The sequence below is a fragment of the Actinoallomurus liliacearum genome, assembly GCF_039542035.1.
GTDB classification, from domain to species: Bacteria; Actinomycetota; Actinomycetes; order Streptosporangiales; family Streptosporangiaceae; genus Actinoallomurus; species Actinoallomurus liliacearum.
The window spans coordinates 167288-193320 of record NZ_BAABHJ010000032.1 but is presented as its reverse complement, the minus strand read 5'-3'; the positions used below and the strand labels follow the sequence as shown (position 1 = coordinate 193320).

24 protein-coding genes and 2 riboswitches are annotated in these 26033 nt (G+C 71.8%); of the genes, 9 read left to right on the top strand and 15 right to left on the bottom strand.

The window, feature by feature from the left end:
- Positions 1 to 639: a hypothetical protein gene (locus tag ABD978_RS36080; protein ID WP_345364817.1), complete on the bottom strand. Its 639-nt coding sequence runs from the start codon at positions 637 to 639 to the stop codon at positions 1 to 3.
- A 2-nt stretch (positions 640 to 641) separates the two neighbouring features.
- On the bottom strand, positions 642 to 2039 hold the full coding sequence (locus ABD978_RS36075) for a selenium-binding family protein (RefSeq protein WP_345364711.1): 1398 nt from the start codon (positions 2037 to 2039) through the stop codon (positions 642 to 644).
- Positions 2040 to 2271: 232 nt separating this feature from the next.
- On the opposite strand from ABD978_RS36075, the gene pdhA reads away from it, so the two are divergent.
- Together pdhA and ABD978_RS36065 are read left to right on the top strand one after the other, a co-directional pair.
- Positions 2272 to 3330: a pyruvate dehydrogenase (acetyl-transferring) E1 component subunit alpha gene (gene pdhA, locus ABD978_RS36070; RefSeq protein ID WP_345364709.1), complete on the top strand. Its 1059-nt coding sequence runs from the start codon at positions 2272 to 2274 to the stop codon at positions 3328 to 3330.
- 179 nt (positions 3331 to 3509) lie between these two features.
- Positions 3510 to 3743 (top strand): hypothetical protein, encoded by a 234-nt coding sequence (locus ABD978_RS36065; RefSeq protein WP_345364706.1) that lies wholly within the window; start codon positions 3510 to 3512, stop codon positions 3741 to 3743.
- Between the two features lie 92 nt (positions 3744 to 3835).
- On the opposite strand, the gene ABD978_RS36060 is transcribed toward ABD978_RS36065, so the two are convergent.
- On the bottom strand, positions 3836 to 4654 hold the full coding sequence (locus tag ABD978_RS36060) for an NAD(P)H-binding protein (RefSeq protein WP_345364704.1): 819 nt from the start codon (positions 4652 to 4654) through the stop codon (positions 3836 to 3838).
- Positions 4655 to 4773: 119 nt separating this feature from the next.
- On the opposite strand from ABD978_RS36060, the gene ABD978_RS36055 reads away from it, so the two are divergent.
- The gene (locus ABD978_RS36055) at positions 4774 to 5094 is read left to right on the top strand and encodes a GroES family chaperonin (protein WP_345364702.1); all 321 of its coding nucleotides are present in this window, start codon (positions 4774 to 4776) and stop codon (positions 5092 to 5094) included.
- A 155-nt stretch (positions 5095 to 5249) separates the two neighbouring features.
- On the opposite strand, the gene ABD978_RS36050 is transcribed toward ABD978_RS36055, so the two are convergent.
- The 4 genes from ABD978_RS36050 to ABD978_RS36035 all read right to left on the bottom strand — a co-directional run bounded on the left by ABD978_RS36050 (position 5250) and on the right by ABD978_RS36035 (position 8185).
- Positions 5250 to 6023, bottom strand: a complete 774-nt coding sequence (locus ABD978_RS36050; RefSeq protein WP_345364700.1) for a S1 family peptidase — start codon at positions 6021 to 6023, stop codon at positions 5250 to 5252.
- 170 nt (positions 6024 to 6193) lie between these two features.
- A complete protein-coding gene (locus ABD978_RS36045) occupies positions 6194 to 6928 on the bottom strand; it encodes an SDR family NAD(P)-dependent oxidoreductase (RefSeq protein ID WP_345364698.1) in 735 nt (244 codons plus the stop codon).
- 16 nt (positions 6929 to 6944) lie between these two features.
- Positions 6945 to 7640, bottom strand: a complete 696-nt coding sequence (locus ABD978_RS36040) for a maleylpyruvate isomerase family mycothiol-dependent enzyme (RefSeq protein WP_345364696.1) — start codon at positions 7638 to 7640, stop codon at positions 6945 to 6947.
- Positions 7641 to 7771: 131 nt separating this feature from the next.
- Positions 7772 to 8185, bottom strand: coding sequence for a hypothetical protein (locus ABD978_RS36035; protein WP_345364694.1), 414 nt, complete (start codon positions 8183 to 8185; stop codon positions 7772 to 7774).
- Positions 8186 to 8356: 171 nt separating this feature from the next.
- Between ABD978_RS36035 and ABD978_RS36030 the strand changes: the two genes are divergently transcribed.
- Entirely contained in the window at positions 8357 to 9538 is a 1182-nt protein-coding gene (locus ABD978_RS36030) for a homogentisate 1,2-dioxygenase (RefSeq protein WP_345364692.1), read from the top strand.
- A gap of 284 nt (positions 9539 to 9822) precedes the next feature.
- Positions 9823 to 10185, top strand: a complete 363-nt coding sequence (locus ABD978_RS36025) for a hypothetical protein (protein WP_345364690.1) — start codon at positions 9823 to 9825, stop codon at positions 10183 to 10185.
- A gap of 115 nt (positions 10186 to 10300) precedes the next feature.
- On the opposite strand, the gene ABD978_RS36020 is transcribed toward ABD978_RS36025, so the two are convergent.
- The 4 genes from ABD978_RS36020 to ABD978_RS36005 form a co-directional block, all read right to left on the bottom strand.
- Positions 10301 to 11929, bottom strand: a complete 1629-nt coding sequence (locus ABD978_RS36020; RefSeq protein WP_345364688.1) for an ABC transporter ATP-binding protein — start codon at positions 11927 to 11929, stop codon at positions 10301 to 10303.
- A 65-nt stretch (positions 11930 to 11994) separates the two neighbouring features.
- Positions 11995 to 12984, bottom strand: a complete 990-nt coding sequence (locus ABD978_RS36015) for an ABC transporter permease (RefSeq protein WP_345364686.1) — start codon at positions 12982 to 12984, stop codon at positions 11995 to 11997.
- Positions 12981 to 13940, bottom strand: coding sequence for an ABC transporter permease (locus tag ABD978_RS36010; RefSeq protein WP_345364682.1), 960 nt, complete (start codon positions 13938 to 13940; stop codon positions 12981 to 12983). Before ABD978_RS36010 ends, ABD978_RS36015 begins: the two co-directional genes overlap by 4 nt.
- Before the next feature lie 28 nt (positions 13941 to 13968).
- Positions 13969 to 15672: an ABC transporter substrate-binding protein gene (locus ABD978_RS36005; RefSeq protein ID WP_345364680.1), complete on the bottom strand. Its 1704-nt coding sequence runs from the start codon at positions 15670 to 15672 to the stop codon at positions 13969 to 13971.
- A gap of 240 nt (positions 15673 to 15912) precedes the next feature.
- Between ABD978_RS36005 and ABD978_RS36000 the strand changes: the two genes are divergently transcribed.
- Both ABD978_RS36000 and ABD978_RS35995 read left to right on the top strand, forming a co-directional pair.
- Positions 15913 to 16842, top strand: coding sequence for a hypothetical protein (locus tag ABD978_RS36000; protein ID WP_345364677.1), 930 nt, complete (start codon positions 15913 to 15915; stop codon positions 16840 to 16842).
- 346 nt (positions 16843 to 17188) lie between these two features.
- On the top strand, positions 17189 to 17908 hold the full coding sequence (locus tag ABD978_RS35995) for a COG4315 family predicted lipoprotein (protein ID WP_345364675.1): 720 nt from the start codon (positions 17189 to 17191) through the stop codon (positions 17906 to 17908).
- Positions 17909 to 17912: 4 nt separating this feature from the next.
- Here the strand turns inward: ABD978_RS35995 and ABD978_RS35990 are convergent, their stop codons facing one another.
- Positions 17913 to 18644: a M50 family metallopeptidase gene (locus ABD978_RS35990; RefSeq protein ID WP_345364673.1), complete on the bottom strand. Its 732-nt coding sequence runs from the start codon at positions 18642 to 18644 to the stop codon at positions 17913 to 17915.
- Positions 18645 to 18776: 132 nt separating this feature from the next.
- Between ABD978_RS35990 and ABD978_RS35985 the strand changes: the two genes are divergently transcribed.
- Positions 18777 to 19901, top strand: a complete 1125-nt coding sequence (locus ABD978_RS35985; RefSeq protein ID WP_345364671.1) for a DegT/DnrJ/EryC1/StrS family aminotransferase — start codon at positions 18777 to 18779, stop codon at positions 19899 to 19901.
- Positions 19902 to 20205: 304 nt separating this feature from the next.
- Here the strand turns inward: ABD978_RS35985 and ABD978_RS35980 are convergent, their stop codons facing one another.
- Positions 20206 to 21534, bottom strand: coding sequence for a tetratricopeptide repeat protein (locus ABD978_RS35980; RefSeq protein WP_345364669.1), 1329 nt, complete (start codon positions 21532 to 21534; stop codon positions 20206 to 20208).
- Between the two features lie 219 nt (positions 21535 to 21753).
- Between ABD978_RS35980 and ABD978_RS35975 the strand changes: the two genes are divergently transcribed.
- Positions 21754 to 23085, top strand: coding sequence for a class II 3-deoxy-7-phosphoheptulonate synthase (locus ABD978_RS35975; protein ID WP_345364667.1), 1332 nt, complete (start codon positions 21754 to 21756; stop codon positions 23083 to 23085).
- A gap of 21 nt (positions 23086 to 23106) precedes the next feature.
- Here the strand turns inward: ABD978_RS35975 and ABD978_RS35970 are convergent, their stop codons facing one another.
- A complete protein-coding gene (locus ABD978_RS35970) occupies positions 23107 to 24132 on the bottom strand; it encodes a C40 family peptidase (protein WP_345364665.1) in 1026 nt (341 codons plus the stop codon).
- Between the two features lie 5 nt (positions 24133 to 24137).
- Positions 24138 to 24320: riboswitch (cyclic di-AMP (ydaO/yuaA leader) on the bottom strand.
- 234 nt (positions 24321 to 24554) lie between these two features.
- Positions 24555 to 25562, bottom strand: coding sequence for a CHAP domain-containing protein (locus tag ABD978_RS35965; RefSeq protein ID WP_345364663.1), 1008 nt, complete (start codon positions 25560 to 25562; stop codon positions 24555 to 24557).
- Positions 25563 to 25710: riboswitch (cyclic di-AMP (ydaO/yuaA leader) on the bottom strand.
- Between the last annotated feature and the right edge of the window lie 323 nt (positions 25711 to 26033).

Below are 26033 nucleotides of genomic sequence, written 5' to 3'. Positions count from 1 at the left end.
TCACACGGCGATCAGGAGGGTGGCCGCGCCCGCGCCGATGAGCGCGGCCGCCCACAGCCGGTCCAGGTTGAACCAGGCGCGGCGCAGGATGGCCAGGCCGACGACCTCGTACACGATGACGGCGATCGTGCCGGCGACGACGAACATGGCGAGCGTGTGCACGCCCGTCACGAACACCGCGGCCATCACCGCGCTGCCCGCCCCCGACGCCATGCCGTGGGAGTGGCCGGGCACGGTGACCGCGCCGTGGGTCAGCACGGGCAGCAGCATGAGCCCGGCCCCGTGCGCCGACGACATCAGGAACGACCAGCAGGCCAGCTGCCACAGCGACAGCCGCATGCCCACCCAGCGGAAGTGCCGGCTGGACAGCAGCCGCCACAGGCCGAACCCGACCAGCACGACACCGCCGCCGATCGACACGATCCGGGAGGTCAGCACCGACCCGGTGAGCGTGACCACGGCCGCGATCACGAACACCGACGCGGCGTGCCCGGCGGCGATCGCGGGCAGCGACTGCAGCACCAGGGCCCGGGACCGCTCCTGCAGGCCACGGGCCACGGCGAACAGCCAGCCCATGCCCGGGTTCAGCCCGTGGAAGGCGCCGAGGGCGACCAGGGCCACCAGCGAACCGTCGTTCATGGTCACGGGTAGCAGTACGAGTCGGAGGAGGCGTCCCCGCCCTGGAGGCGGGTCTGGTGCGGGCGCAGCCCGCGGAAGTCGTCGCCGTGCGGGAAGAACCTCTCGTCGAGGGTGAACCCGTCGCCCGAGTCGATCTTGGCCGCCCACGCGCCGACGCCGTCCGGGTAGAACTGGTCGTCCCAGGAGCCGTACAGCGAGTTCGTGACGTAGACCCGCCGGCCGTCCCGGCTCACCTCGACCATCTGCGGGCCGCCGGCGAGCGGGAGGCCGGGCGCCGCCGGGTGCGGGGTACGACGCACGATCCCGCCGATCCGCACCGATCCGGCCTCCACCGGGTTGAACGGGTCGGACACGTCGTAGCGCTTGAGCTCGCCGGTGCCCCAGCAGGAGACGTACAGGTAGCGGTCGTCCACCGACAGGTCGATGTCGGTGACGAGCGGCGGCACCGCGCCGAACGGTGCGATCACCGGCGGCAGGTCCGCCGGATCCGCCGGTTCGGCGGGGATCGTGATGACCTTGCGGGCCTTGAACTCGCCGTCCTCGCGGTACCAGACCCAGACCGAGGCGGACAGGTCCTCGACGCTGACGACGACGCCGGCGAAACCGTACGTTTTGGTCGGATCATGCGCGGGCCGCAGCTCGAGGACCATCTGGTGCTCGTCGCCGAGGTCCACCGTCTGGACGTGGCGGCGCTTGCGCAGGTCCCAGAAGTGCAGAGCGTGGCCGTACTTGCGGCCGAGCAGCAGCTCGGCGTTCACGCCGTCCTCGATCATCGACGGCGTGCCCCACTCGGACGTGACCATGACGTCCTGCGTCAGGTGCCACCAGAAGTCGTACGCGAGGTGCTGCGGGCCCCGGTCGGCCTCCCAGGCCCCCACCACCTCGAACGAGTCGTGGTCGAGCACCGCGATGCCGCCGGGCCCGTCCCGGCCGTCCGCGCCGCCGAGCGCGGAGACATAGAGGCCGTCGGGGCCGCAGTGCACCGTGTGCGGCCGGGAGTAGCCGGCGCGCCCGGCCAGCTCTTCCGGTTCGATGACCTTGACGACCGACGGCTTTCCCGGGTCGTCCTTGACGTCGAGGATGTAGATCCGGGAGGAGCGCAGGCCCGGCACGACGAGGTATCGCCGCTCGACGTGGGGGTGCGGGGCGTTCGGGCACAGGGCGCTGCTGCAGGCGTTCCACCCGAAGTGGTGCAGCTCATCTCCGGTGTAGGGCAGGTCCGTCCAGCCCACCACCGAGCCGTACGAGGTGGAGTCCGGGTCGACGTCGACGACCGCGATCGCGTCGGGGCGCTGGGCCGACCGGTCGAACGCGGCGATGTACGCGAGTGTCTCGGGCGGGGCGTTAACTGCTTCCCGGGGCGACGGATAGAAGGTCGGATCCGGTCTCCACAGAGCCATGTCACGCTCCTTCGGACGGCGATGTCGTCACTCACCGTGCAGGCGCTCTTACGGATTCATCCTCCCTGAAGTTCCCTAGCGGATCAATGGAGAATTCGGCGGCGTCCGGCGCCGTGGCCTCGGTGCCGGCCCTGAGTGACGCTGCTGAAGCAGTGAGCCGAACGAGGTTCTGGAGACGCTAAGCCACCCGGGTGACGAGACACCGCGCCCGATGCTGGCAAAATCAGCTCGTGTGACCGACCTCGTGCAGCTGCTCACCCCCGAGGGGGAGCGGATCGACCATCCCGGGTATCCCTTCGAGATCAGTGCGGAGGAGGCCCGGGCCCTGTTCCGCGACATGACGCTTGTACGGCGGCTCGACCTCGAGGCCATGGCGCTGCAGCGGCAGGGCGAGCTAGGCCTGTGGGCGCCGCTCCTCGGGCAGGAGGCGGCGCAGATCGGCACCGCCCGCGCCCTGCGGCCGGAGGACTTCGTCTTCCCCAGCTACCGCGAGCACGGCATCGCGTACAGCCGTGGGGTTCCGCCGTCGAACCTCCTGGAGCTGTGGCGGTGCACCTCCTACAGCGGCTGGGACACCGAGAAGTTCCGGATGATGGGGTACACCCTGGTCATCGGCGCCCAGGCGCTGCACGCCGTCGGGTACGCCATGGGCGCGCAGCGCGACGGGGCGGCCGAGGCGGTGCTGGCCTGCTTCGGCGACGGCGCGACCAGCCAGGGCGACGTCAACGAGGCGTTCGTGTGGGCGGCCACGCAGAACGCGCCCGTCGTGTTCCTCTGCCAGAACAACCACTGGGCGATCTCCGCGCCGTTGGAGACGCAGGCCCGGGTGCCGATCTACCGCCGCGCGGCGGGCTTCGGCTTCCCCGGCGTGCGGGTCGACGGCAACGACGTGTTCGCCTGCCTGGCCGTGGCCCGTACGGCGCTGGAGCGCGCGCGGGCCGGGGAGGGGCCGACGCTCATCGAGGCCGACACCTACCGGATGAGCGCGCACACGAGCTCGGACGACCCGAAGCGCTACCGCGCCGACGCCGAGGTCGAGGAATGGCGGCTGAAGGACCCGCTCGAGCGGGTCCGCGCCTACCTGACCAAGAACGAGCTGGCCGGTGCCGACTTCTTCGAGGCGCTGGACGCCGAGGCGGACGAGCTCGGCGCCCGCGTCCGCGCCGAATGCCGGGCGCTGCCGGACCCGGACCCGCGGGAGATGTTCGACCACGTGTACGCCGACGTGCACGCGCAACTGGCCGAAGAACGCGCGGCTTTCCTCGCCTATCTCGACACGTTCGCCGACTGACGGGGAATGATGGAGCCGAACGCCGCACGTGGCGGGCGCGCCGCCGGCCGATCATCCGGTCGGGGGAGGGGGGACGCCGCCCCGCGCAGGCCGTTCGTCTACGATTTTTTGCGTCTCGGCATCCGCGGTGGTGACCGTGCCGTAGACGGCCCGCACCGCCGCCACTCCAAGGAGAAGCGTTGAGCAGCCCGAGTACCAAAGACAACCTGGATCTCGCCGAGCACGCGCGGGATCTGGCCGATCGCGCGCCGGCCGGATCGCTGGAGAAGGCCGCAGCCGGGTCCGTCGCCGTCACCTGTGCGACCACCCGTGACGTCGAGCAGGCGCGGACCGTCCTGGGCGGCGTCGTCCCGGCCGACGTACGCCAGGCGGCGATCGCCCTGCTCGAACGGCTCGCCGCCGACCAGGCCTGATCGCTCGGCGGAGGCCGGCGGCGCGATCCCGCCGGCCTGCCCGATCGCCCGGCGGAGGCCGGCGGCGTCATCCGCCGGTTCTGGTCGGTCGTTCAACGGAAGTCGGCGGCGTGATCCGCCGTCCACTGGGCGAACGTGCGGGCCGGCCTGCCCATGATCCGCGCCACGTCCGGTGACGCCTCCGCCGGACGGCCGACCGCGTCGGCGAACATCCGCAGCAGGGCGTCCGCGACCGCCGGCGGCACGTGCCCGCCGATCATCTCCGCGCGCGCCTCGTCCGGCGTGAGCTCCTCGAAGCGCACCGGCCGGCCGATCGCCTCACCGATGACGCGGGCCTGATCGATCTGGGACAGCGACTCCGGGCCCGTCAGCACCGGCGCGCTCCCGGCGAGGTCGTCGCCGAGCAACGCTCGGGCCGCGACCTCCGCGATGTCCCTCTCGTGGACCGGGTTCACCTGCGCGGCGCCGTACGGCGCCCGGACGACGCCCTGCGAGCGGATCGTGCGGGCCCACGTCAGTGTGTTCGACGCGAACGCGCCCGGCCGCAGGAACACCCACTCCAGGCCGGACGCCTCGACGGCCCGCTCGAAGTCCCGGTGCGTCACCGCGATCCAGTTGTCCGCGTCGTCGTCGAGGGCGGCCTGCGACGACAGCACCACGGCCCGGCGCACGCCGTGGTCCACGGCCTTCTTCAGCAGCGGACCGGCCCCGCCCCGGGCGACGGCGGGGTGGAGGAACACCGCCGTGACGCCGTCCATCGGCAGGTCCTCGGTCGCGGCGACCTCGACCCCTTCCGGGAACCCGGCGTCGGCGGGCCGGCGGGTCAGCGCCCGGACGGGGGCTCCCGCGGCGAGCAGGGCGCTCACCAGGGGACGGCCGACGTTGCCGGTGGCACCGGTGATCAGGAACATGACTTCCTACCTCCTCGCGGATTCGGCTGACGCGGCCCGGAGCGGATGACTCCGCCGACCGGGGACGTCGGCTCCGGCCGGTCCGGAACACAGGTTGTCATCTCGGTAGAATCCCGACTGTGGCCGAGCCCAAGTTCGAGATACAAATGCTGCACGACCGCGTCATGGTGCGCCCCGAGAAGGAGTCGGGGGAGCGCCGCAGCAGCGGAGGCATCGTGATCCCGGCGACCGCCGAGCAGTCCAGCCGCCTGGTCTGGGGCGAGGTCTGCGGAGTGGGCCACAACGTGCGCGCCGTCAAGGTCGGCGACATGGTGCTGTACCACGACGAGGACCAGTTCCAGGTCGAGGTGCAGGGCGAGCAGTACCTCGTGATGCGCGAGCGCGACCTGCACGCGGTCGCCAACGAGCGCCCCGAGTACGGCACCGGCCTCTACCTCTGACCGTCGCCGCCTCCGGGGCGGGCGGGGCCTCAGTGACCCGCGTGACGGCGGCGGAGGAGGGCGAACCCGTCCGGCTGCGGATGATCCGCAGCCGGTCCGAGCGGTCGGTGATCAAGCCGTCGACGTCGTCGCCGTCGATCACCGTCCGCCCTGCCTCACAGCGGCAGGGTGAACGCCGACAGGCGGGTGTAGACGCCCGGATATCCCGGGCGCGCGCAGCCGTACGCCCAGGAGGTCAGCCCGGCGAGCCGGCCCTGCAGGATGAGCGGGCCGCCGCTGTCGAACTGGCACGTGTCGGCCTGCGGCGAACCCGCGCACACCATGCCCTTGGCGTCGAAGGCGTCGTGGCCGTACGCCGACGCGCACCGCGCGTCCGAGACGATCGGCACGGTCGCCGCGCGGAGCCGCGCGTTGAACAGGTCCTTCTCCGAGGTCGTGCCCCAGCCGAGCACCCGAGCGCCGGCTCCCGGCGGGTAGGCGCCGTACGAGCCGATCAGCGGCAGCGGCAGGCGGCTCACCGGCCGCGCCAGCGTGAGCAGCGCGACGTCATCGTGCTCGACCGTCTCGCCCTGGAACGACGTCTCGTGGAAGGCGGGGTGCACCCAGATCTTCTTGATCTGCACGGTCTCGCCGTCCTTCTTGGTCAGGTCGGCGCGGCCGAAGACGGCGCTCAGCAGGCTCGGCACCTGGCGCAGGAAGTTGACGCAGTGCGCCGCCGTCACGACCTTGTCGGACGCGACGAGCACGCCGCCGCAGAACTGCCCGGAGGGGCGGATGAGGAACGCCGGGGTGCCGATCGCCGCCAGCCACGGCGGAGGATCGGCGGGCGAGCCGCCGACGACGGCGCTCGCCGGGGGTGCGACCAGGCCGGCGCACAGCGCCAGGGCCGACAGCACGACCGCCGCGATACGGCGTGGGAACAGGGGCATGGGGGAACACCTCCGCCGGTCCGGTTGAAACCTAACCGCACCCGGGCCCGTCGCGCGAGTCGGCGGGGTGCTCCACCGGCGTCCGCCGGAATGCCGGGAAGTGCCGTGTTTCGGGCATAAGCCGCGAATCGCGGACGATCCGGGACCGCCGAGCCGCGACGACGGCCGGATCAGTCGTACCTGCGGCCGGTGCGCGAGGAGAGGCGGCCCGCGAGATTGCGCGGAATCAACTTGCCGAGTCCGACCAGCGTTTTGTACTGCGTGCCGGGCACGCTGACCGTGACGCCACGCCGGAAGTCGCGCAGCGCGTCGGCGACGACGCGGTCGGCGTCGAGCCAGAACGGCTCGGGGATGCCGGAGACGTTCATCCTCGCCCGGTCGTGGAACTCGGTGTGCACGAAGCCGGGGCACAGCGCCATGACCTGGACTCCCGGGACGTCCGCGGCGACGCCCTGGCTGAACCCCACCACCCACGCCTTGGACGCCCCGTACGTGCCCCGCGAGAAGAACGCCGCCACCGACGCGACGTTGATGACGCCGCCTCTGCCGCGCTCCCGCATCCCGGGCAGGGCCGCGTGGGTCAGCCGCAGCACCGCCTCGCAGTGCACGCGCAGCATCGTCAGCTCGTCCTCGAGGGGGACCTCCAGGAAGCGCCCCTTGTGCCCGAAGCCGGCGTTGTTGACGACGAGGTCGGCGCGGCGGGCGGCGTCCTCGCCCTTGGCGAGCCCCTCGTCGGTGGCCAGGTCGGCGACGACGACCTCGGCGTCGCCGCACTCCTCGGAGGTGCGCGCCAGCCGCTCGGCGTCGCGGGCGAGCAGGATCAGGTGGAAGCCGTCCGCGGCGAGCCGACGGGCGAACGCCGCGCCGATCCCCGCGGTGGCGCCGGTGATGAGGGCAGTGGGCATGGCCTCACACTACCGATCAGGCCAGGCAGCGCAGCGCGTCGCGGAGGCCCGGGTCGAGCGGGTGGTCGTCGGGCAGGCGTCCCACGGTCGCCTCGACGAACTCCGCCGGGGTCAGCCGGCCCAGCGCACGCGGGGTCCGGACGATCAGGTCGCCATCGTCGTCCTCGGCCACCTCGACCGGAGCGCCCTTCTCCTCCAGCGCGAACCGGCCGACCGCCACGCGCCAGGCCGTGCGCTTCCGGGCGTCCTCGACCGGCACGCCGACGTCGTCGCCGTGGGTGGCGTACTCGGAGGAGTAGTGGAACGCCTGCAGGCCGACGGGGTAGGGCCCGGCCATCGTGGGCAGCCGTGCGTCACGGCCGAGTTCGCGCATCCGCCGGCGGGTGTCGCCGTTCTGGGTGCGCCACTCGTCGAGCACCTCCGCCACGGGCATGCTCCGGCGCGTACGCACGCACCAGTCGTTGAAGTCCGCCAGGCCGGAGACGCCGTTCCGCTCCAGACGGGACCACAGTCCGTCGAGGTCGTTGTTGAGGCAGGCGTGGTTGTACGCCTCCTCGCCGGCGAGATGGGCGAGGACGTCGCGGACCGTCCATCCCGCGCAGCGGGACGGCCGGGTCCAGTCGTCGTCCTTCAGGCCGGCGAAGAAGTGGTCGAGACGCTCGGCCTCGGCGTCGAAGATGTCGAACGGATCGAGATCATTCAGTGCGGTCACGCCGTCCTCTTGCCCCGGAGGCGCGGGACCATGCCGCTGTGGACGCCGCCCGGCGCGATTCCCCGGCGCGGCCCGGTTCAGAACCGGTGGCGGGACCATGCGGCTGCGGACGCCGTTCGGCGCGGGCCGGCTCAGAACCGGTAGTGGAAGCCGACGCCGTACCGGGCGAGCTTCGCGGATCTGCTGAGCTTGACCGCGGTGAGGGTGAAGCGCCCGACCGTGACGGACTGCGGGGTCGCCGACGCGGTGATCCTGCGGCTGGCGTGGCCGGAGACGTCGGTCATGACGACCGTCACCTGCCCCGCGTGGACGGCGCCGGCCCGGACACGAAGGCCGCCCGTGCTCTTCGTCGTGCCGGCGGCCTGCCACCAGACCGCCGCCTTGGCGTGCCGCTTGGCGGCCGAGTGCGAGGCGGAGGCCCGCGGAGACGGAGACCTCTTCCGGGCGGCGGCCTGCTCACGCCGGGCCGCGCCGGCCGGGTCGCTGCAGCCGGCCAGCAGCCCGAGCGCGACGATCAAAGCCGGAAGGCGTACGCCTCCGCGCATTCTTCCTCCTCGTTGAGCGACGGCAAAACCTTAGTCGCTGGCGGAGGCCCCGGTGACCACGCCTGCTCCGCGGGCGCCCGACCAGCGCCGTGACCTTCTGGCGGCGGCCGGGGGCACGGCCTACAGTCGGCAGTGAAGGTGATCGACGCTTTTCCGAGATCCGGAGTGGAGATGCCCTATTACCGCGCCGTCGGGGAGATCCCCCGCAAACGGCACATCCAGTTCCGCAGACCGGACGGCGGACTCTACGCCGAGGAACTGATGGGGGAGGAGGGGTTCTCATCCGACTCCTCGCTGCTCTATCACGTGCACCCGCCGACCGCCATCGTCAAGAGCGAGGGCGTGGACGTGCCGGCCCAGGCCACCCGCACGTCACCGAACCACCCGCTCCTGCCACGCCATTTCAAGGCGCACGAGCTGACGACCGGGGGAGACCCGGTGCTCGGGCGGCGGCTGCTGCTCGCCAACGACGACGTCCGCATCTCGTACGCGGCCGCCGACACGGACGGCGAGCTCTACCGCAACTCGGTCGGTGACGAGTGCGTGTACGTCGAGACCGGACGCGCGCGGCTCGAGTCGACGTACGGGACGCTCGACGTCGGCCCCGGCGACTACGTCGTCGTCCCGACCGGGACCATCCACCGGTTCGTCCGCACGGAGACCGCCGAGCCGCTGCGCCTGATCGTCTTCGAGGCGTCCGGGCACATCCGGCCGCCGCGACGCTACCTGTCGCAGTACGGCCAGTTCCTGGAGCACGCGCCGTACAGCGAGCGCGACCTGCGGGGCCCGGCCGAGCCGCTCGTCCTCGAGGGGGAGGACGTGCCGGTGCTCGTCCGCACCCGCGCGGGCCTGTCCCGGCTGACCTACCGGCATCATCCGCTCGACGTCGTCGGCTGGGACGGCTGCCTCTACCCGTTCGTCTTCAACATCGCCGACTTCGAGCCGATCGTGAAGCGGACCCACGCCCCGCCGCCGGTGCACCAGACGTTCGAGGGGCCGAACTTCGTCATCTGCTCCTTCTGCCCCCGGCCGCTCGACTTCGACGAGGCGGCGATCCCGATCCCGTACAACCACCACAATGTCGACTCCGACGAGGTGATGTTCTACGTCGCCGGCGATTACACGGCGCGCCGGGGGTCGGGAATCGACATCGGGTCGATAAGCCTGCATCCCTCCGGATTCACCCACGGGCCGGCGCCCGGCGCGGTGGAGGGCGTCATCGAGGCGGTCGGGAAAGGTCATACGACCACGACGGAAACGGCCGTGATGATCGATACGTTCCGTCCGTTGAATATCGGCGGAGAGGCGTTGTCCGTCGAAGCGTCCGATTACGCCTGGACGTGGGCGCGCTGACCACCCGAACTTCGGGGTGAAACGCCGGAGATGCCGAGGCGGCCGCGGCTCTAATCGACCATTGGCGGCTTTCTCGGCATCTCCGGTCCGCGTCGCGATCATTATCTTTCCAGCATCTCCCCAGGAATGCGACGCCATTCGGGGCTACGCGCGGTATTCGAGAATTACCGAGTGTGATCAAAGGCTCTCCGGGTAGTAGTGGCGATGGATCGATAGGTCGCCGATAAAGGCGGCCGAAAAGGTCCGAGCAACGCAGTTCCTGCTACCTCAAAACGGAGATCTGCATGCGAAAGATGTACGCGCTCGGAACGGGAACGATGGCTATCGCCGCGGTCATGGCGACCGGTTTCGCCGCCCACGCCGACAAGGGCGAGGCCCCCGCGCGGCCGGCCACCCACAAGGCGGCGGCGCTCGACGGGTACCAGGTCGTCGTTCTCCCCAACGCGAACGTCCCCGCCTTCCAGCGGCGCACCGTCTACTGCCCGGCCGGCAAACACGTCGTCGGCGGCGGCGGCGAGGCCCAGGGCAACGGGGCCATCCTCGTCGGCAGCTTCCCGACTCCCGACGGCCACGGCTGGATCGCGCTCGGCCGGCAGATCGGTTACAGCACGGTCGGGATCAGCGTCTACGCGATCTGCGCGTCCTGATCGCGTAAGGATCCGGCCGCGGGCCGCCGTCCCCGGGTAGGGGCCGGAGACCCGCGTGACGTCCGGCGCCGGCCGCCCGTTCCTCCGGGCGGCCGGCGTCCGCGTTCCCGGCCCGTCAGGCCAGGACGGGCACCGCCGCGAGCAGCGAGCGGGTGTACTCGTGCGCGGGAGACGCGTACAGCTTCTCCACGTCGGCGAGTTCCACGAGCGCGCCCGCCCGCAGCACCGCCACCCGGTCGCTCACCTGGCGGATCACCGCGAGGTCGTGGGACACGAAGACGATGGTCAGGCCGTAGTCCTCCTGTACGTCGCGGAGCAGTTCGAGGATCTGTGCCTGTGTCGAGACGTCCAGGGCGGACACCGCTTCGTCGCAGACGAGCAGCTTGGGCCGCAGGGACAGCGCCCGGGCGATGCCCATCCGCTGGCACTGCCCGCCGGAGAACTCATGCGGGTAGCGGTCGTGCCGCGCCGGATCCAGGCCGACGCGCTCCATCAGCGCCCGCGCCGTCCGGCGAGCCTCGCCGTCGGGCACTCCGCGGACCCGGAGCGGGTCGGCGATGCTGTCGCCGACGGTGCGCCGGGGATTGAGCGAGGACGCCGGGTCCTGGAACACCATCTGCATGTCGCGCCGGACGGGACGCAGCCGCCTGTCCGGCAGGCCCGTGAGGGTCTCGCCGTCGAACACGATCCGGCCCGATGTGGCGGGCAGCAGCCCCACCATCATCCGTACGAGCGTGGTCTTGCCGCTGCCGCTCTCCCCGACGACGCCGAGGGTCTCTCCGCGCCGTACGTCGAGCGAGACCCCGTCCACGGCGCGCGTCGCCTCGCGCCGCAGACCGCGTCCCGGCCGCCGGAACTCCCGCGTGAGGTCCGTGACGGTCAGCAGGGGCTCGCCGGGCTCGCGCCGGGCGGTCCGGGGGGCGTCGAGGCGGGGGACCGCGTCCAGGAGGGCTCGGGTGTACGGCTGCTCCGGCGCGCGCAGCACCTCGCGCACCGGGCCGTGCTCGACGGCCCGGCCCCGGTGCATGACGAGGACCTCGTCGGCCGACCTCGACACGACGCCGAGGTCGTGCGTGACGAGCAGCAGCGCCATCCCGGTGTCGGCGCGGAGCTCGGCCAGCAGGTCCAGGATCTGGGCCTGCACGGTGACGTCGAGGGCGCTGGTCGGTTCGTCGGCGACCAGGATCTCCGGTTCGCAGGCCAGCGCCATGGCGATGAGGGCGCGTTGCCGCATGCCGCCGGAGAACTCGTGCGGGCGGGCCCGCGCCCGCCGCGCCGCGTCCGGGATGCCGACCCGATCGAGCACCTCGACCGCGCGTGCCCACGCGGCCCGGCGATCGGCGCCCGAGTGGGCGCGGTAGACCTCGGCGATCTGGTCCCCGATCCGGTAGTACGGGTCGAGCGCCGTCATCGGATCCTGGAAGACCATCGCGATGCGCCGGCCCCGCAGCCGGCGGACCTCTTCGTCGCCGAGCGCGTTGACCTCCACGCCGCCCGGGCCGCCGAGGAGGATCCGGCCGCCGACCCGGGCCTCCGAGCGCCGGTGCAGGCCCAGGAGGGCGAGCGCCGTCGTGCTCTTGCCGGAACCCGACTCGCCGACCACGCCGAGCGCGCCACCGGCGGCCAGGTCGAAGGAGACCCCGTCGACCGCGCGGATCGCGCCGTCACCCGCGGGGAACTCGACGCTCAGATCGCGCACCGACAGGACGACGTCCCGGCCGTCCCGCCGCTCCTCGCCGGTCATGGGCCCTCCTTCGTCGGAGGGACGACTCGTGGGGCTGCGCCTTTTGATTCCCTCGCTGCGCTCGGTCATGACAGGACCACTCTTCGGTCGACCGCCGCGTACAGGAGGTCGGCGACGGTGTTGGCCAGGACGACGGCCAGGCCGGCCGTGAGCGTCAGCCCGGCCACCACCGGCAGGTCGACGTTGTTCGACGACTGAACGATCAGCTGCCCGATGCCCGGCAGCCCGAACAGCGTCTCGGTGAGCATGGCGTTCACCAGGACCGTGCCGAACTCCACCGCGTTGATCGAGATCAGCGGGGTGAGGGCGCCGCGCAGCGCGTGCCGCCCGATGACGCGGCGCTCCGGCAGGCCGTAGGCGCGGAAGGTCCGTATGTGGTCCTCCGACAGGGTCTCCAGCATGCCGGTACGCGTCAGCCGCGTGAAGATCGCCGACTGCAGGATCGTCAGCGTCAGCCAGGGCAGGATGAGGTTCCGTGCCCAGGCCACCGGATCGTCGGTCAGCGGCACGTACACCGGGAAGTCCAGCCACTTCAGCCAGCCGCAGAACACCATGAGCAGCAGCAGGCCGCTCACGAACACCGGCGTGCCGAGGCCGCCGAGGACGAAGACGGTGACGAGGCGATCGGTGAGCCGTCGCTCGCGCAGGGCCGACACCAGGCCGAGGGAGACGCCGGTGACCGTCCAGAGCACCAGGGCGCCCGCGGTCAGGGACAGTGACACCGGCAGCCGCTGGGCGATCAGCGAGAGCACCGGCAGGTCCGTCTGGAACGAGTAGCCCAGGCACGGCGCCGCGCAGTGGCTGACGTCCGGCCCCGAGCTGTAGTCCCGGCCGACGACGAGGCCTTCCAGGAAGTGCCAGTACTGGGCGGTGATCGGCTGGTCGAGGCCGAGCTTGTGGTGGATGGAGGCGAGCTGGCCGCCGTCGCAGCCCTTGCCGCAGACCAGCACCGCCGGGTCGGCGGGGATGGCGTAGAAGATGCCGTAGACGATGGCCGTCATCACGACCAGCAGCACGAGCAGGCTGCCGAGACGGCGGAGCAGGTAGCGGGTCACCGGCCGCCTCGCAGGGACGCCTTGGGGTCCAGGGCGGCGCGCAGCCCGTCCGCGAACAGCGTGAACGCCAGCACGGCGGTCAGCAGCGACAGGCCCGGGACGAGCACGTACATCGGATCGGCGCGGAACCAGGTGGTGGCGGTCGACAGCATCTGTCCCCAGGAGGAGGTCGGCGGGTGCACGCCCACACCGAGGAAGGACAACCCGGCCTCGGACACCATGTTCGCCGGCAACAGGATCGCCGCGTAGGTGAGGACCTGCGGCAGCGCGCCGGGCAGGATCTCGCGCAGGGCGATCCGGGCCGGCGCCGCGCCCGACAGCCGGGCGGCGGCGACGTAGTCGCGGCTCTTGAGGGACAGCACCTGCCCGCGGGTGAGCCGGGCCGTGCCGCCCCAGTTGAACAGCCCGATGACCAGCATGAGCAGCACCGGCCGGGGGAACGACTGCGGCACGATCGCCAGCAGCGCGATCGCGAACATCAGCTGCGGGAACGAGATGGCCAGGTCGATCAGCCGGCCCAGCGTGGCGTCGACCAGCCGGCCGCCGAACCCGGCGGCCAGCCCGATCACCACGCCGAGCAGCAGCTGAACGACGAGCGTGCCGAACGCGACGGTGAAGGAGATCCGCGCGCCGTACAGCGCGCGTGCGAACAGGTCGCGCCCCGTGGTCGGCTCCACGCCCAGCCAGTGGTCGGCGCTGACGCCGCCCAGCGCGCCGCGCGGCACGCCGCCGCGCGCGGAGTCCAGGAGCTGGGTGTGGAAGGTGGTCGTGTCCTGCCCCTCGAGCGCGGCGAGCAGCGGAGCGAACACCGCGGCCAGGACGAGCACGGTCGTGACGACCACGCCGGCCATCGCGGGCCGGTCCGACCGCAGGCGGCGCAGCACCTGGCGGGCACGGGTCGGCGACCCGGGCGCCGGAGCACCCGGATCGCCGATCTCCGCAACGAGTTCGCTCACGTGGCCTCCCGGCCTCGGGCGATCCCGCTCACTTCACCGAGACCATGGCCACGTCGTACGAGCCGCGCCACTCGTCGAGGTAGGTGTTCTTGACGTTCTTGCCGTACAGCCGCAGGTAGATCGGGTGGAAGAGCGGCACCGTGAGCGCCTGCCGGCCGAGTTCGGCGTCCAGCGCGCCCCAGCGCGGCCGCGCCTGCAGCGGGTCGGAGATCTTGTTGATCGCGTCGAACTCGGCGTTCACCTTCGCGTCGTCGTACTGGGCGAAGTTGAAGTTGCCGCCGTCCTTGAGGATCTGCCGCCCGTCGAAGATCGGGGCAAGGAACGGGCCGCCGGTCGGCCAGTCCGCGCCCCAGCCGGACAGGAAGACGCCCGGCTCGGTGGCCGGCTTGGTCTGCACCGACCGGTAGCTCGCCTCGTCGTAGGCCTTCAGCTTCACGGTGATGCCCGCCTGCTTGAGGGCCTCCTGCACCGCCGTGGCGACCGCCGGGCCGTCCTGGTGCGAGTCGCCGTTGCGGTGGGCGAGCGTGATCGTGAGGTTCGGCTGCCCCGCCTGGGCCAGCAGCTCCTTGGCCTTGGCCGGGTCGCCCGCGGGACCGGCCGGGAAGGCGTCGTACGGCTGGTAGCCGAACGCCGCCTGGTCGGGCAGGAAGGTCGTGGCCGGCTTGGCGAGGGAACTGCCGCCGACGGCGTTGACCGCCGCCTGGCGGTTGACGGCGTACGCGATCGCCTCCCGCACGCGGACGTCGTCGAACGGCTTGACCTTGGTGTTGAAGGCGATGAAGTTCGTGTAGCCGAACTGGCCGCGCACGGTGCGCTTCTTCAGGTTCGGGTCACTGGAGATGCGGGCCAGCTCGGCCGGGCTGAGGTCGGTGTCGGTGGTGATCGCGCCGGCGTCCTTACCGGCACTGGTGCTGAGCCGCTGGTTGATCACGGCCGCGCTGAGGCCGTACGTCGCCTCGATCCGGTCGGGGCAGGCCAGCCGCTGGTCGTCGACCGTGCGCGACCAGTAGGGGTTGCGGACCAGCGTCAGGCTCTTGTCCTGCACGTGGGTCTGCACCTTGTACGGGCCGCTGGAGACCGGATGCCTCTCGTACGCGGTGCCGCCGTCCTTGGCCTTGGGCACGGGGGTGAACTGCGTGGCCGTCGCGACGTACGGGAAGTCGCCCTCGGGCTTGCGCAGCTTGAAGACGATCGTCTTGTCGTCGGGGGTCTGGATCGAGTCCAGCTCCCGACCCTTGTACGGGCCCTTGTAGTCGGCGCCGCCGACCAGCCAGTCGCGCAGGTAGGGGATGCCGCCCGGCAGCTCGGGCGCGAACGACCGTTCCACGCCCCACTTGACGTCCTTCGAGGTAATGGGCGTGCCGTCCTCGAACTTCAGACCGTCGCGGAGGTGGTAGGTCCAGGTCTTCGCGTCGTCGCTCGGCGTGCCCGTGTCGGTGGCCAGATCCGGTGCGACGGTCGTGCTCGCCTGGCCGGGGACCCGCTTACGCGTCGTCAGGGTCCGGAAGACGAGAGACGGGACGGCGCCGCCTCCGGAGGTGTAGATCCGCGCCGGGTCGAAGTGCTCGTCGGTCGCCGAGGTCTGGTTGAGGATGTACAGCGTCCCGCCCTGGCAGCTCTTCGGGTCGAACGCCGATCCGGCTGAGGAGGAGGCCGGGCCACTGCTCGAGCAGGCCGCCGCGGCGGCCAGGAGGGTGGCGGCGGTGAGCAGGACGGAGACTCTGGGCATCATCGGCGGTTTCTCATTCGGGAGGGAACGACGGATCGGTCCTGCGACGGCAGGCCCGGGACCGGAATATATACTTTCTAAGTAGGAAAAATAAACAACCTCTGTGTCGAGATCCACCGGGCGGCCCTCGGTGTTCCTTCGCGGTCGGATCCGTGGTCAACTGGGGGCGGCCCGCCGCGGTCGCGGCCCGGCCTTCGCACGCCGCCCCGTGATCCCGGGGGCGCCGCAGCCGAACGGAGGGCGATGAACCCGCGGTGGGAGGCATGGGACCTGCTGGGCGGCGAGTACGACGTCCGGGTGCTCGAGCCGTCCCCGCCCGCCGTGACGACACCGCCGTGGTACGCCGACGACCCTCTCGCCGGCCCGTACGGCGCCAAGCTCGTGACCCCCGTGTGCGGGCTCGGCCGCACCTGGGACGACCTCGCCCGGGAGCGGGCCGGGCTGGCGGGCTTCTGCGCGGACCGCTGGCTGGGGGCCTGGCACCGCCTTGCCCCGCTGCCCCGCGGGTTCGCCGAGACCCGCCGGTCACTGCACGCCCTCGCCGAGCACGTCGTCGCGGCCGCCCGCCACGCCGCCAACGGGAAGATCGGCCTGCGGTTCACCCGCGGCGGCTTCGGCACGCCCTACTTCGCCGACGACCGGCAGGTCCGCGTCGAGAACGGCCGGCTGGTCGTCGACGGCGTCGCCGAGACTCCGAAGTCGCTCGGCGACGCCGCCGACCTGGCCGGTGTTCCGCTCGGGATGCCGCCGGACGTCTATCTCCCGGAGACCCCGGCCGACCCCGGCCTGACCCTCGCGATCAGCCCGCCCGCCGCCGAGGCGCTCGGCGCGTGGTACGGCTTCGCCTGGTCGGTGCTCGAACAGGTGCGCTTCGACGCCCGCGCGCTCGGCCCGAGCCGGGTCCAGCTGTGGCCGGAGCACTTCGACGCCGCCCTCGACGCCGGGGACGAGGCCGCCGGCCGGCGGGCCGCGTTCGGCGCGTCGCCGGGCGACGCCGAGCATCGGGAGCCCTATCTCTACGTCGCGCCCTGGGTGAAACGGAGGGGCGCGTACTGGAACGACGACGCGTTCGGCGGCGCGTCACTCCCGTACGCCGCGCTCATGGCCGCCGACGACCAGCGCGCCACCGCGCTGGACTTCTTCCGCCGGGGCGTCGACGCGTTGTCGGGCTGATCCGGCGTCCCCCGGACGGACGGGCGCGCCACGTTCGGCCCCGGACGCCGTGGCCCGGTGGCGCGGCCCGGACGACACGGTTTGGACGATGCCGCCGCAGAGGTCTTTCTGAAACCCGTCATCTTCGTGTCCGCTTCCGGCATGCCCGGTCAAGCATCAGCCTCGCCTGTTAAAGAAGTCGACCCTTTCCACTTCATGGGCCGCCGCGATGGGTAACCGAATTGCCGGGGCACATGGGCGGCCTCGGGAGAACACGTTCCCGGCTCGCGGACGCGGGGGATGGACGGCGAATCACGGCGTGCGTCCGTACGTGCCCGCCTACGTCATCGGGGGAAAGGAACGGACAATGCGTAACGGAGTCATTGCCGCCGGAGTGCTGGCACTGGGCCTGCTCGGCTCGGCCTGCGGCGAGGGCAGCAAGACCACGCCGGAATCGCAGGGCGGCGGGGGACCGTACGCCCAGCCCTCCACACCGGCCGCGTCCCCGACGGGTGCCGCGACGGCGGCCCCGAGCGAGTCGCCGGCGCCGAGCGGGTCAGCGGCGCCGACCGCCGGCGCCGGGGTGCTGAACGCCAAGAAGACGAGTCTGGGCACCATTCTGGTCGACGGTACGGGCCGGACGCTCTACGCCTTCGAGAAGGACAAGGGGCAGGGCGGCAAGTCCGCCTGTGAGGGCGCCTGCGCCAAGGAATGGCCGCCGTTCACCGCCGGTGGCGGTGGCACGTCCACCGGTTCACCCGGTGCGTCGCCCGGCGGTTCGCCCGGTGCGTCGCCCGGCGGTTCGCCCGGTGCGTCGCCCGGCGGTTCGCCCGGCGCGTCGCCCGGCGGGACGGCACCCGGGGCGCCCGGCGCGTCGCCCAGCGCGGGACCCGGCGTGAAGTCGTCCATGCTGTCGACGACGACCCGGGCGGACGGGACCAAGCAGGTCGTCTACAACGGCTGGCCGCTGTACTACTACTCGCAGGACACGTCGCCCGGCGACACGAAGGGTCAGGGCGTCACCTCGTTCGGCGCGCCGTGGTATGTCGTCGGCGCCGACACGGGTGCTCCCATCACCAAGCACTAGTCGTTCACCGGCCCGGCAGGAGCGGCACCGCGACGTGCAGCAGCCAGTACCCGCCGGCCAGCAGCGCGACGACGGCGACCAGGGCGAAGCCGAACACCCACAGCAGGCCGGGCATGCCGGTCAGGCGGGCGAGCTGGTCGGCGTCGGAGTCGGGCGCGCGGCCCCTGGAGCGCTTGCTCTGCAGCTCCATCACGGGCCGCGCCCCCGCGAACAGCAGGAACCACGTGAACGCGTAGGCGAAGGCCGCCTGCACGGCGGCCGAGCCGTACCACGACACGACGAAGACGACCGCGCCGGTCGTGACCACCGACAGCACGCCGTACGCGTTGCGGATCATGAGGAGGATCGCGGCGAGCAGGACGATGCTCGCCCACAGCAGGGCCGTGATGTGCCCGAGGGCCAGCAGACCCGCCGCGCACAGGCCCAGCAACGGGGGTGTCACGTACCCGGCGAACGCGGTGACGATCATGCCGAACCCGTACGGCTTGCCGCGCGACACCGTGACGCCCGACGTGTCGGAGTGCAGGCGGATGCCCCGCAACTGCCGCCCGGTGACCAGGGCTGCGAAGGCGTGCCCGCCCTCGTGCGCGATGGTCACGATGTTGCGCAGCACGTGCCACACCGAGCGGACGGACACCGCCACGAGCGCCGCCGCCCCGGTCGCACAGACCAGCCACCACGACGGGTGCGGCTGCGTGCCGACGACCTCGTGCCAGACGCCGCCGATCGATGCCATGTCCAACGCTTCACCTCTCCTCATCCCTGCTCACCGCCTCGTACGAGGTACGACGTCTCCCGCCGTGGCGAAGTTTCGACGAACGGGCGAACCGATGTTCTCCTCGGAGGTGGACAGTAGGGTAGGGGACCTATGAGCGACCCGTTGATGAGCGTTTATCCACCGCTGGAGCCGGCGACGCTGGTCACCCGGCGGTCTCTGCAGTTCCCGTTCAACTCGGACGGGCTGACGCTGACCCACCTCGGGCGCGGCGCGATCTGGCTGGCGCTGAAGGCCCTCGGCCTCGGACCGGGGCACCGGCTGGCCATGCCCGCGTACCACTGCGGCTCAGAGGTCGAGGCCGCCCGGCTGGCGGGCATCGAGGTCATGTTCTACCGGGTGCTCCCCACGCTCGAGGCGGACCACGAGGACCTGTTCCGCGTGTCGCAGCAGTGCCACGCGACCTACCTCATCTCCTACTACGGCTTCCCGATGCCGCCGCTGCCGCCGGGGACGCTGGTGATCGAGGACGCCGCGCACGCCCTCTTCTCCTACGATGGCGGGGCCGCCATCGGCTCGCGCGGCGCCGCGGCGATCTTCTGCCCGCGCAAGTCGCTGGGCGTCCCGGACGGCGGCGCCGTGCTGATCCGGGGCGGTCACATCGAGGCCCAGGGCCGGCCGCCGTGGAAGCGCATGGCCCGGTCGATGGCGTCCCAGAGCATGGGATGGGCGGCCCAGTCGCGCGCCGGCGTGCTGCGGGCCCCCGCCACGAAGGTCTTCCGCAAGGTCAGCAAGGCCGAGCAGGCGGTCGAGGAGGGCACGCTCACCGAGGTCGTCATCGGCGAGTGGAACCTCGAGGTCGCCGACCTGGAGGTCGCCGCCTCCAAGTCCTCCCGGATGACCGAGTGGGCCGTGCACGGCGCCGACGGTGAGGCCATCCGCCGGCACCGCCGCCGCAACTACGCGATCCTGCTCAACTCCCTGCCCGACGTGTGCCCCCCTCGCTTCCGCGGGCTCCCGGACGGCGTGGCGCCGCTCTACTACCCCGTGCGCGTTCCGCAGCGTGACCGGACCATCGCCGAGCTGCAGAAGCGCGGCGTGCGCTCCATCGAGATCTGGCCGGTGCCGCACCCGCTCCTGGACCGCCGGCGGTTCGCCGAGCTCGAGCCGCTGCGCCACGAGATGCTCGCCCTCCCGGTGCACCAGGGGCTGTCCGACTGGCACATGGAGCAGGTCGCCAAGGCCGCCCGCGAGGCCATCACCGCCGCCCACCGCTGAACCGGCACACTCCGTACACTTGAACTGCGGCAGTCCGGTACCCCTTCCCGTGTGAGCGGCCCCACGACTCTAGGGCGCGCACGCGGGAGGGCGCCGCCCCGCGGCGGCTCGATTTCACCGGCCTTTCACAGCGGCGCCATTCCCGCGCCCTCGCCGGTCCACTTCCGCGTCGGCGCCGCCGGTGGAGTCCGGCGGCACGCCGAAAGGCGCCCACCCGGAGACCGGGTGGGCGCCTTTCCGTGCCGTTCGCGACGACCCCGGGCCGCCGCGGCCGGAAGCCGCGGCGCGGAGCCGGATCGCGGCGTCAGATCTTGCGGATGAGCACGATCGGGGTCTGCTCGTCCTCGTTGCCGGCCGGGTTGTCGGACAGGACCTTCTCCACCCACTTGCGGTCGACGCCCTTGGAGGCCCCGACCACCCACGCGCCGGTGAGGTGGTTGGCGTCGACGACGCAGACGTGGCAGCCGAGCGCCGCGGACAGGTCCTCCGACAGCTTGTCCGGCCGCCCGGGGCCGAACAGCAGGTGGTGGTCGTGTGGCGGGAGGGCCGCCGCCACGTCGTCGATCATGGCCGCGCCGGGGCCGGCGACGCGGTAGAACCAGCCGCGCTTGCCGACCAGCTTGCCGGCCGCGCCCGCGGCCGCGCCGAGCAGGACCTTCGCGCGGCCCGCCTCGAGGATCGCGCCCTGCATCCCGGCCGGGCTGTGCAGCGGACCGATCTTGCCGACGAACTTGCTGAGCTGCTTGGCCATGCCCTCCGGCGTGATGAGCTCCAGCGGGATCATCCGGCCCTGACCGGCCGACGCGGGGCTCTCCGACAGGGCGAGGATGTCGTCCGGCCGCAGCATGCCCTGCGTCGCCTCCTGGATGATCGGGAGGATGCCGGTGCGCAGCGTGATCATCTTCGTCTTGATCGGGATGCGGCGGGCGCCGACCGCGCGCTCGTCGACCGGCGGGATGTTCGGCGCCTTCTCCGGCGCGAGCTCGCCGAAGTGCTGGTGCAGCATCTCCTTGATCGGCTTGTTGCGCGGGTAGATCGCCGCGCCGCGCTGCAGGATGTCCCGGGCGCCCGCCGGGTCGCCGGCCTCCAGCCGGAGCGCCGCGAGGAGCGTGTAGTCGGAGGCGTACACCAGGTAGTCGGGGGCCAGCGCGATCAGCTCGGTCTGGTACTTCAGGGCGCGCGGCTTGTCACCGCGGTCCACCGCCCACTTCGACAGGCGCTTGAGCGCGTGCCGGCGCAGCTGGGAGTCGTTGACCACCGACTCGAGGATGGCCTCGGCGTCGTCGATCCACCCGCCGTCCTTGAGGACGTCGGCCAGCGTCAGGGCGTACCACGGGATCGTCGGGTACTTCTCGCGGGCCTGCCGGACGATCTGGGCGGCCCGGCCGTAGTCGCCACGCCATTTGAAGGCCTCGGCGAGCGCCGCCGTGGCGAACCGGGTGTCGCCACCGGCCGCGATCGCCTGGTGGGCGATCTGCTCGGCCTTCCTGTCGTCACGCTCGTTGGTGAGGACCAGCCAGGACAGCAGGGACAGACCGTCACCGTCGAGATCGGCCCGCTTGGACTCGAGGAGCTGCTGGGCCTCCTCGGGCTTGCGGAGCCAGATGTCATAGGCGCGGCCGTTCGTGCTCATGTCAGAACCTCATGCGTCGTCGGCGATCTGCGGGATCGGCCCATCATCTCAGAGATTCGAGGCGGCCGACGCGAGGCCCGTCACAGCGCGGACCGCCGTAGTGACGCGAGGTCCGTCATACCGCGGATCGCCGTAGCAGGTGCGGAGATGCGGGAAACAGGGCGTAATACGCAGGTTGCATGACCCGGGCTTGTGACCCGCTCGATACCCTTAGGTCTCGTGGACCTCCTCGAAACCTGGCGTGACCTTCCGGCCGCCCAGCAGCCCGACTGGCCCGACCCCGCCCGGGTCCAAGACGTCGCGGCGCAGCTGTCCAAGCTGCCGCCGCTGGTGTTCGCCGGCGAGTGCGACCAGCTCAAGGGGCATCTCGCCGCGGTGGCACGCGGTGAGGCCTTCGTCCTGCAGGGCGGCGACTGCGCCGAGACGTTCTCCGGCGCGACCGCCGACGACGTGCGCAACAAGCTGAAGACCCTGCTGCAGATGGCCGTCGTCCTGACCTATGCCGCGAGCGTCCCGGTCGTCAAGATCGGCCGGATGGCGGGGCAGTTCGCCAAGCCGCGGTCCAAGCCGTCCGAGGTGCGCGACGGGGTCGAGCTGCCCGCCTACCGGGGCGACATGGTCAACGGGTTCGACTTCACGCCGGAGAGCCGCGTGCCGGACCCGGAGCGGCTGCTGCGCGCATACCACGCCGCCGCGGTCACGCTGAACCTCACCCGCGCCTTCACCCAGGGCGGCTACGCCGACCTGCGGCAGGTGCACGCCTGGAACCACGACTTCGTCGCCGAGAGCCCCGCGGGCCGGCGCTACGAACGGCTGGCCGGGGAGATCGACCGGGCGCTGGCGTTCATGCACGCCGCCGGGGCGGACCCCGAGGAGTTCCACCGGGTCGAGGTCTACTCCAGCCACGAGGCGCTGCTCCTGGACTACGAACGCGCCCTGACCCGCGTCGACTCGAGGTCCGGCCTGCCGTACGACGTCTCCGCCCACTTCCTGTGGATCGGCGAGCGCACCCGGCAGCTCGACGGCGCGCACGTGGAGTTCATGCGGCACATCCGCAACCCCATCGGGGTGAAGCTCGGCCCGACCACGACCGCCGAGGACGCCCTCGCGCTCATCGAGCGGCTGGACCCCGACCGTGAGCCCGGCCGGCTCACCTTCGTCACCCGCATGGGCGCCAAGCGGATCCGCGAGCACCTTCCCGCCCTGGTGGAGAAGGTCACCGCGAGCGGCGCCCAGGTCGCCTGGATCTGCGACCCCATGCACGGCAACACCTTCGAGTCGGAGAGCGGGTACAAGACCCGCCGGTTCGACGACGTGCTCGACGAGGTCGCCGGCTTCTTCGAGGTGCACCGGGCGCTCGGGACCCACCCGGGCGGCGTGCACCTCGAGTTCACCGGCGACGACGTCACCGAGTGCGTCGGCGGCGGCCACGACATCGTCGACGACGACCTGCACCAGCGGTACGAGACGGCCTGCGACCCCCGCCTCAACCGCGGCCAGGCCCTCGACCTGGCGTTCATGGTCGCGGAGATGTACCGCGTCGGGAAGTGAGCCCCGGTCCGCGTGGTCGCCTCAGACCACGCGGACCGCGCCGGCGAAGGGCCGGGTCGACAGGTCGGCGACCCGGACGTGGTCGCCGGTGTGCGGCGCGTGGATGAACTTCCCGTCGCCGATGTACATCCCCATGTGGTGGATGTCGGAGTAGAAGAAGACCAGGTCTCCCGGCTCCAGCTGGTCCCGGGAGACGTGGACGCCGGCGTTCCACTGGTCGCCGCCGTAGTGCGGCAGGTTGACGCCGACCTGCCGGTAGGCCCACATGGTCAGGCCCGAGCAGTCGAACCCCTGGCCGGGCGTCGCGCCGCCCCAGACGTAGGGGACGCCGAGCTGGGTCAGCGCGGCGCGTACGGCGCCGACCGCCCTGCCGGGGCCGCCCGGGATGGCGGGCACCTTCTCGCCCTTGCCGGCGCGCTCGACGGCGTCCTGCAGGAGCGGCTTGCGAACCTTCTCCAGCGCGGCGCGGATGGTGGCGCGCTGCCCGGCGAGCCGGCTCCTGAGGAGGGCCGCCTGCGCGGCGCGGTCGCGGGCGTCCTGGCCGGTCCACTGGGCGTTCTGGATGGCCCGCGTGAGCTGCCGGATCTCGCCGTCGTCCTGCTGGGTGAAGTAGTGCAGGGTGGTGGCCCGGTCCAGCAGCGCGCGCGGGTTCGAGGACGCGAGGAGCGCGGGCGCGTCGTCGTGCGTGCCGTTCATGTAACGGATGGCGGCGAACCGGCCGACCTTGCGCTGCATGGCCTTCAGCGTCTCGGTGGCGCGGGCCGAGGTCTGACCGGCGATGACGGCCGCGCGCTGGGCCTGCTCCAGGCGTACCTTGAGGCCGTTGTACTGCTCGGTGAGCTGCTCGAGCCGGTCGCTCAACTGGCCGGCGCGCTGCCGGAGCGCGTCGATGCGCGGGCCTGGCCGGGCCGTGTCGGCCGGCGCGGCCGACACGGGCGGCGCGAGTCCGGCGATGACGAGGGCGAAGGTCGCGACCGCCGTACGGCGGGCCGTTCCCTTCCCGGGATGAAGAGGGTCGTGCGTGTCCGCGGTGCGGGATCGATCCATCCAGGTGCTCCTCTCCTCAGGCCGCCTACCGGGTTAGCTGACGGGTTCGGACGAGAAGGAGCCCTACCGCGAGCCGTCGGCGACGGACGCGGATTCACCCCGATGCGCAGGCGAGGAGACGCCCCCTGCCTCCGCGAATGGGTCCCCGGTTCCCCGGCGCGCCACGGCGCGACGGGCGATTCGGCGGTCCGGCCGTCTCTCGGCCGGTGACGACTCGCTGGAGATTAACGGATGGTGACGGAGCGTCCAACGAGAACATGCGGAGATGGCCCGGGGGATCCCAGGATGGTCACTCCGGGTGATGGGCGGCTGGTCCTTTGCGCCTAGACGCGGCGATCCCCGCCCGCCTCCGGAGCAGGAGCGGACGGGGATCGTACGGACGATGCCGCGCGGCGCGGCGCCGCGGCTCGGGCGGGCGAGGCTCAGGACAGGACGGACTCGGACTCCGTCTCGGACTCGATCGAGCCGTTCTGTGACACCGCGGCGTGCAGGGTGTTCCAGAACGCCAGCTCGACGTCCTCCTCCAGCTCCGCGATCTTGCCCCAGAACTCCTGGTCCTCGGCCTTCGCGGCGGCCTCGGCGGACAGGACCGGCATGAGCTGGGTGCTGGCGTCGGCCGCCTCCAGGTCGGCCACGCTGACCTCGGCGGGCAGCTCGACCGGCGTGCGGTGGTGCTTGCCGCGCTTGCGGACCCGGACGTTCGGCGCCGAGACGGGCACCTTGACCTTCGACTTGCCGACGGCCAGGGCCACGGTCCCGAACAGCACGACGGCGAGCAGCCCGGTCAGGGCGGCCTGCTGGTCCGGCAGGGGGGACGATGGGGCGGCCGGGTCGTGAGCCGCGGTGGTGTGCGCGTCGACCTGCGCCTGGACGTCCTTGCCGATCTCCTTGACGGCGGGCGGCGGCGCGGCGTGCTTCGGGGCGTAGTTCTGGTCGGTCTGGGCCGTCTGCTCGACGGCCGGCGCCGCCTTCACCTTCACCTTGGAGGGATAGCCGAACCCGACCACCTGGCTGATGTCCCGGGTGGCGCGCATCAGCGCGTTGTTGTGGTTGGCCTCGATGGTGTGCAGCGTGTGGCCGTCGACCCGCTCCACGATGCCGACGTGCTCGATGTCGCCGATGCTCTTGCCGCCCGACCACGAGAAGAACACGATCGCGCCGGGCTCGGCCTTGTGGCCCCAGGCGCCCTGCTTCTTGAACCACTTGGCGTGGTCGGGGGTATAGGCGAACTGGCCGGTCCAGTCCTCGACGCCGGCCTTGTCGGCCGCCCATGCGAGGAACATGTCGCACCAGGCCGACGTCTTGTAGACGGGGTCCTTGTCAACATGCTTGCTGTACCAGTCGCCGAATTTGGTGTAACCGCTGGCTTTCTCGTGATAGCCGAGCTGGCCCTTGGCGACCTCTAGCAGTTTCTGACCTACTGAATCCATTCGCTCCCCTTTTACCGCCTACCGGGTTAGCTGACGGGTTCGGGCCAGAGGTAGCCCTACCGTGCGTGACGGATTCACCCCGAGGGACTGATGGGTCCCCGGCTCCCGCGACGCTGGCTGCGTCGCCGGGACTCGGCGGTCGGTCTGCAACCCCCTGGTTGGAGGTTGGTCACAGCCCGATCTCGGCGCAATCTAGCCGAACTCTCGCAACAACGGCAACGCGTTCGGAAACGAAAGTCTGGCATCGCTCGCTCACCGAGCGTAGCCGGGCGTGGGTGCGTCCAGCCGGGTAACGTCCGAAAAGGCACTCTCACGTGCGGCGAAGCCGGAAAGGGGAGGCGGGCGGGAAAGGCGAGTGCCGCGCCCGCCACCAGGAAAAAGTGACGAACACGGCACTCGGGCCGGGCTCTCCTCGGCGGAGGTCCGGGCGGCGGCGCGTCGACGCCGCGACCGCCCGTCCGAAAACCGCCC

Bases quoted from the DNA above. Each gene is read 5' to 3' on its own strand.
- ABD978_RS36080 (WP_345364817.1), bottom strand. From the start codon at position 639: ATGAACGACGGTTCGCTGGTGGCCCTGGTCGCCCTCGGCGCCTTCCAC.
- ABD978_RS36075 (WP_345364711.1), bottom strand. From the start codon at position 2,039: ATGGCTCTGTGGAGACCGGATCCGACCTTCTATCCGTCGCCCCGGGAA.
- ABD978_RS36060 (WP_345364704.1), bottom strand. From the start codon at position 4,654: ATGTTCCTGATCACCGGTGCCACCGGCAACGTCGGCCGTCCCCTGGTG.
- ABD978_RS36050 (WP_345364700.1), bottom strand. From the start codon at position 6,023: ATGCCCCTGTTCCCACGCCGTATCGCGGCGGTCGTGCTGTCGGCCCTG.
- ABD978_RS36045 (WP_345364698.1), bottom strand. From the start codon at position 6,928: ATGCCCACTGCCCTCATCACCGGCGCCACCGCGGGGATCGGCGCGGCG.
- ABD978_RS36035 (WP_345364694.1), bottom strand. From the start codon at position 8,185: ATGCGCGGAGGCGTACGCCTTCCGGCTTTGATCGTCGCGCTCGGGCTG.
- ABD978_RS36030 (WP_345364692.1), top strand. From the start codon at position 8,357: ATGCCCTATTACCGCGCCGTCGGGGAGATCCCCCGCAAACGGCACATC.
- ABD978_RS36025 (WP_345364690.1), top strand. From the start codon at position 9,823: ATGCGAAAGATGTACGCGCTCGGAACGGGAACGATGGCTATCGCCGCG.
- ABD978_RS36020 (WP_345364688.1), bottom strand. From the start codon at position 11,929: ATGACCGGCGAGGAGCGGCGGGACGGCCGGGACGTCGTCCTGTCGGTG.
- ABD978_RS36005 (WP_345364680.1), bottom strand. From the start codon at position 15,672: ATGATGCCCAGAGTCTCCGTCCTGCTCACCGCCGCCACCCTCCTGGCC.
- ABD978_RS36000 (WP_345364677.1), top strand. From the start codon at position 15,913: ATGAACCCGCGGTGGGAGGCATGGGACCTGCTGGGCGGCGAGTACGAC.
- ABD978_RS35995 (WP_345364675.1), top strand. From the start codon at position 17,189: ATGCGTAACGGAGTCATTGCCGCCGGAGTGCTGGCACTGGGCCTGCTC.
- ABD978_RS35990 (WP_345364673.1), bottom strand. From the start codon at position 18,644: ATGGCATCGATCGGCGGCGTCTGGCACGAGGTCGTCGGCACGCAGCCG.
- ABD978_RS35985 (WP_345364671.1), top strand. From the start codon at position 18,777: ATGAGCGACCCGTTGATGAGCGTTTATCCACCGCTGGAGCCGGCGACG.
- ABD978_RS35980 (WP_345364669.1), bottom strand. From the start codon at position 21,534: ATGAGCACGAACGGCCGCGCCTATGACATCTGGCTCCGCAAGCCCGAG.
- ABD978_RS35970 (WP_345364665.1), bottom strand. From the start codon at position 24,132: ATGGATCGATCCCGCACCGCGGACACGCACGACCCTCTTCATCCCGGG.
- ABD978_RS35965 (WP_345364663.1), bottom strand. From the start codon at position 25,562: ATGGATTCAGTAGGTCAGAAACTGCTAGAGGTCGCCAAGGGCCAGCTC.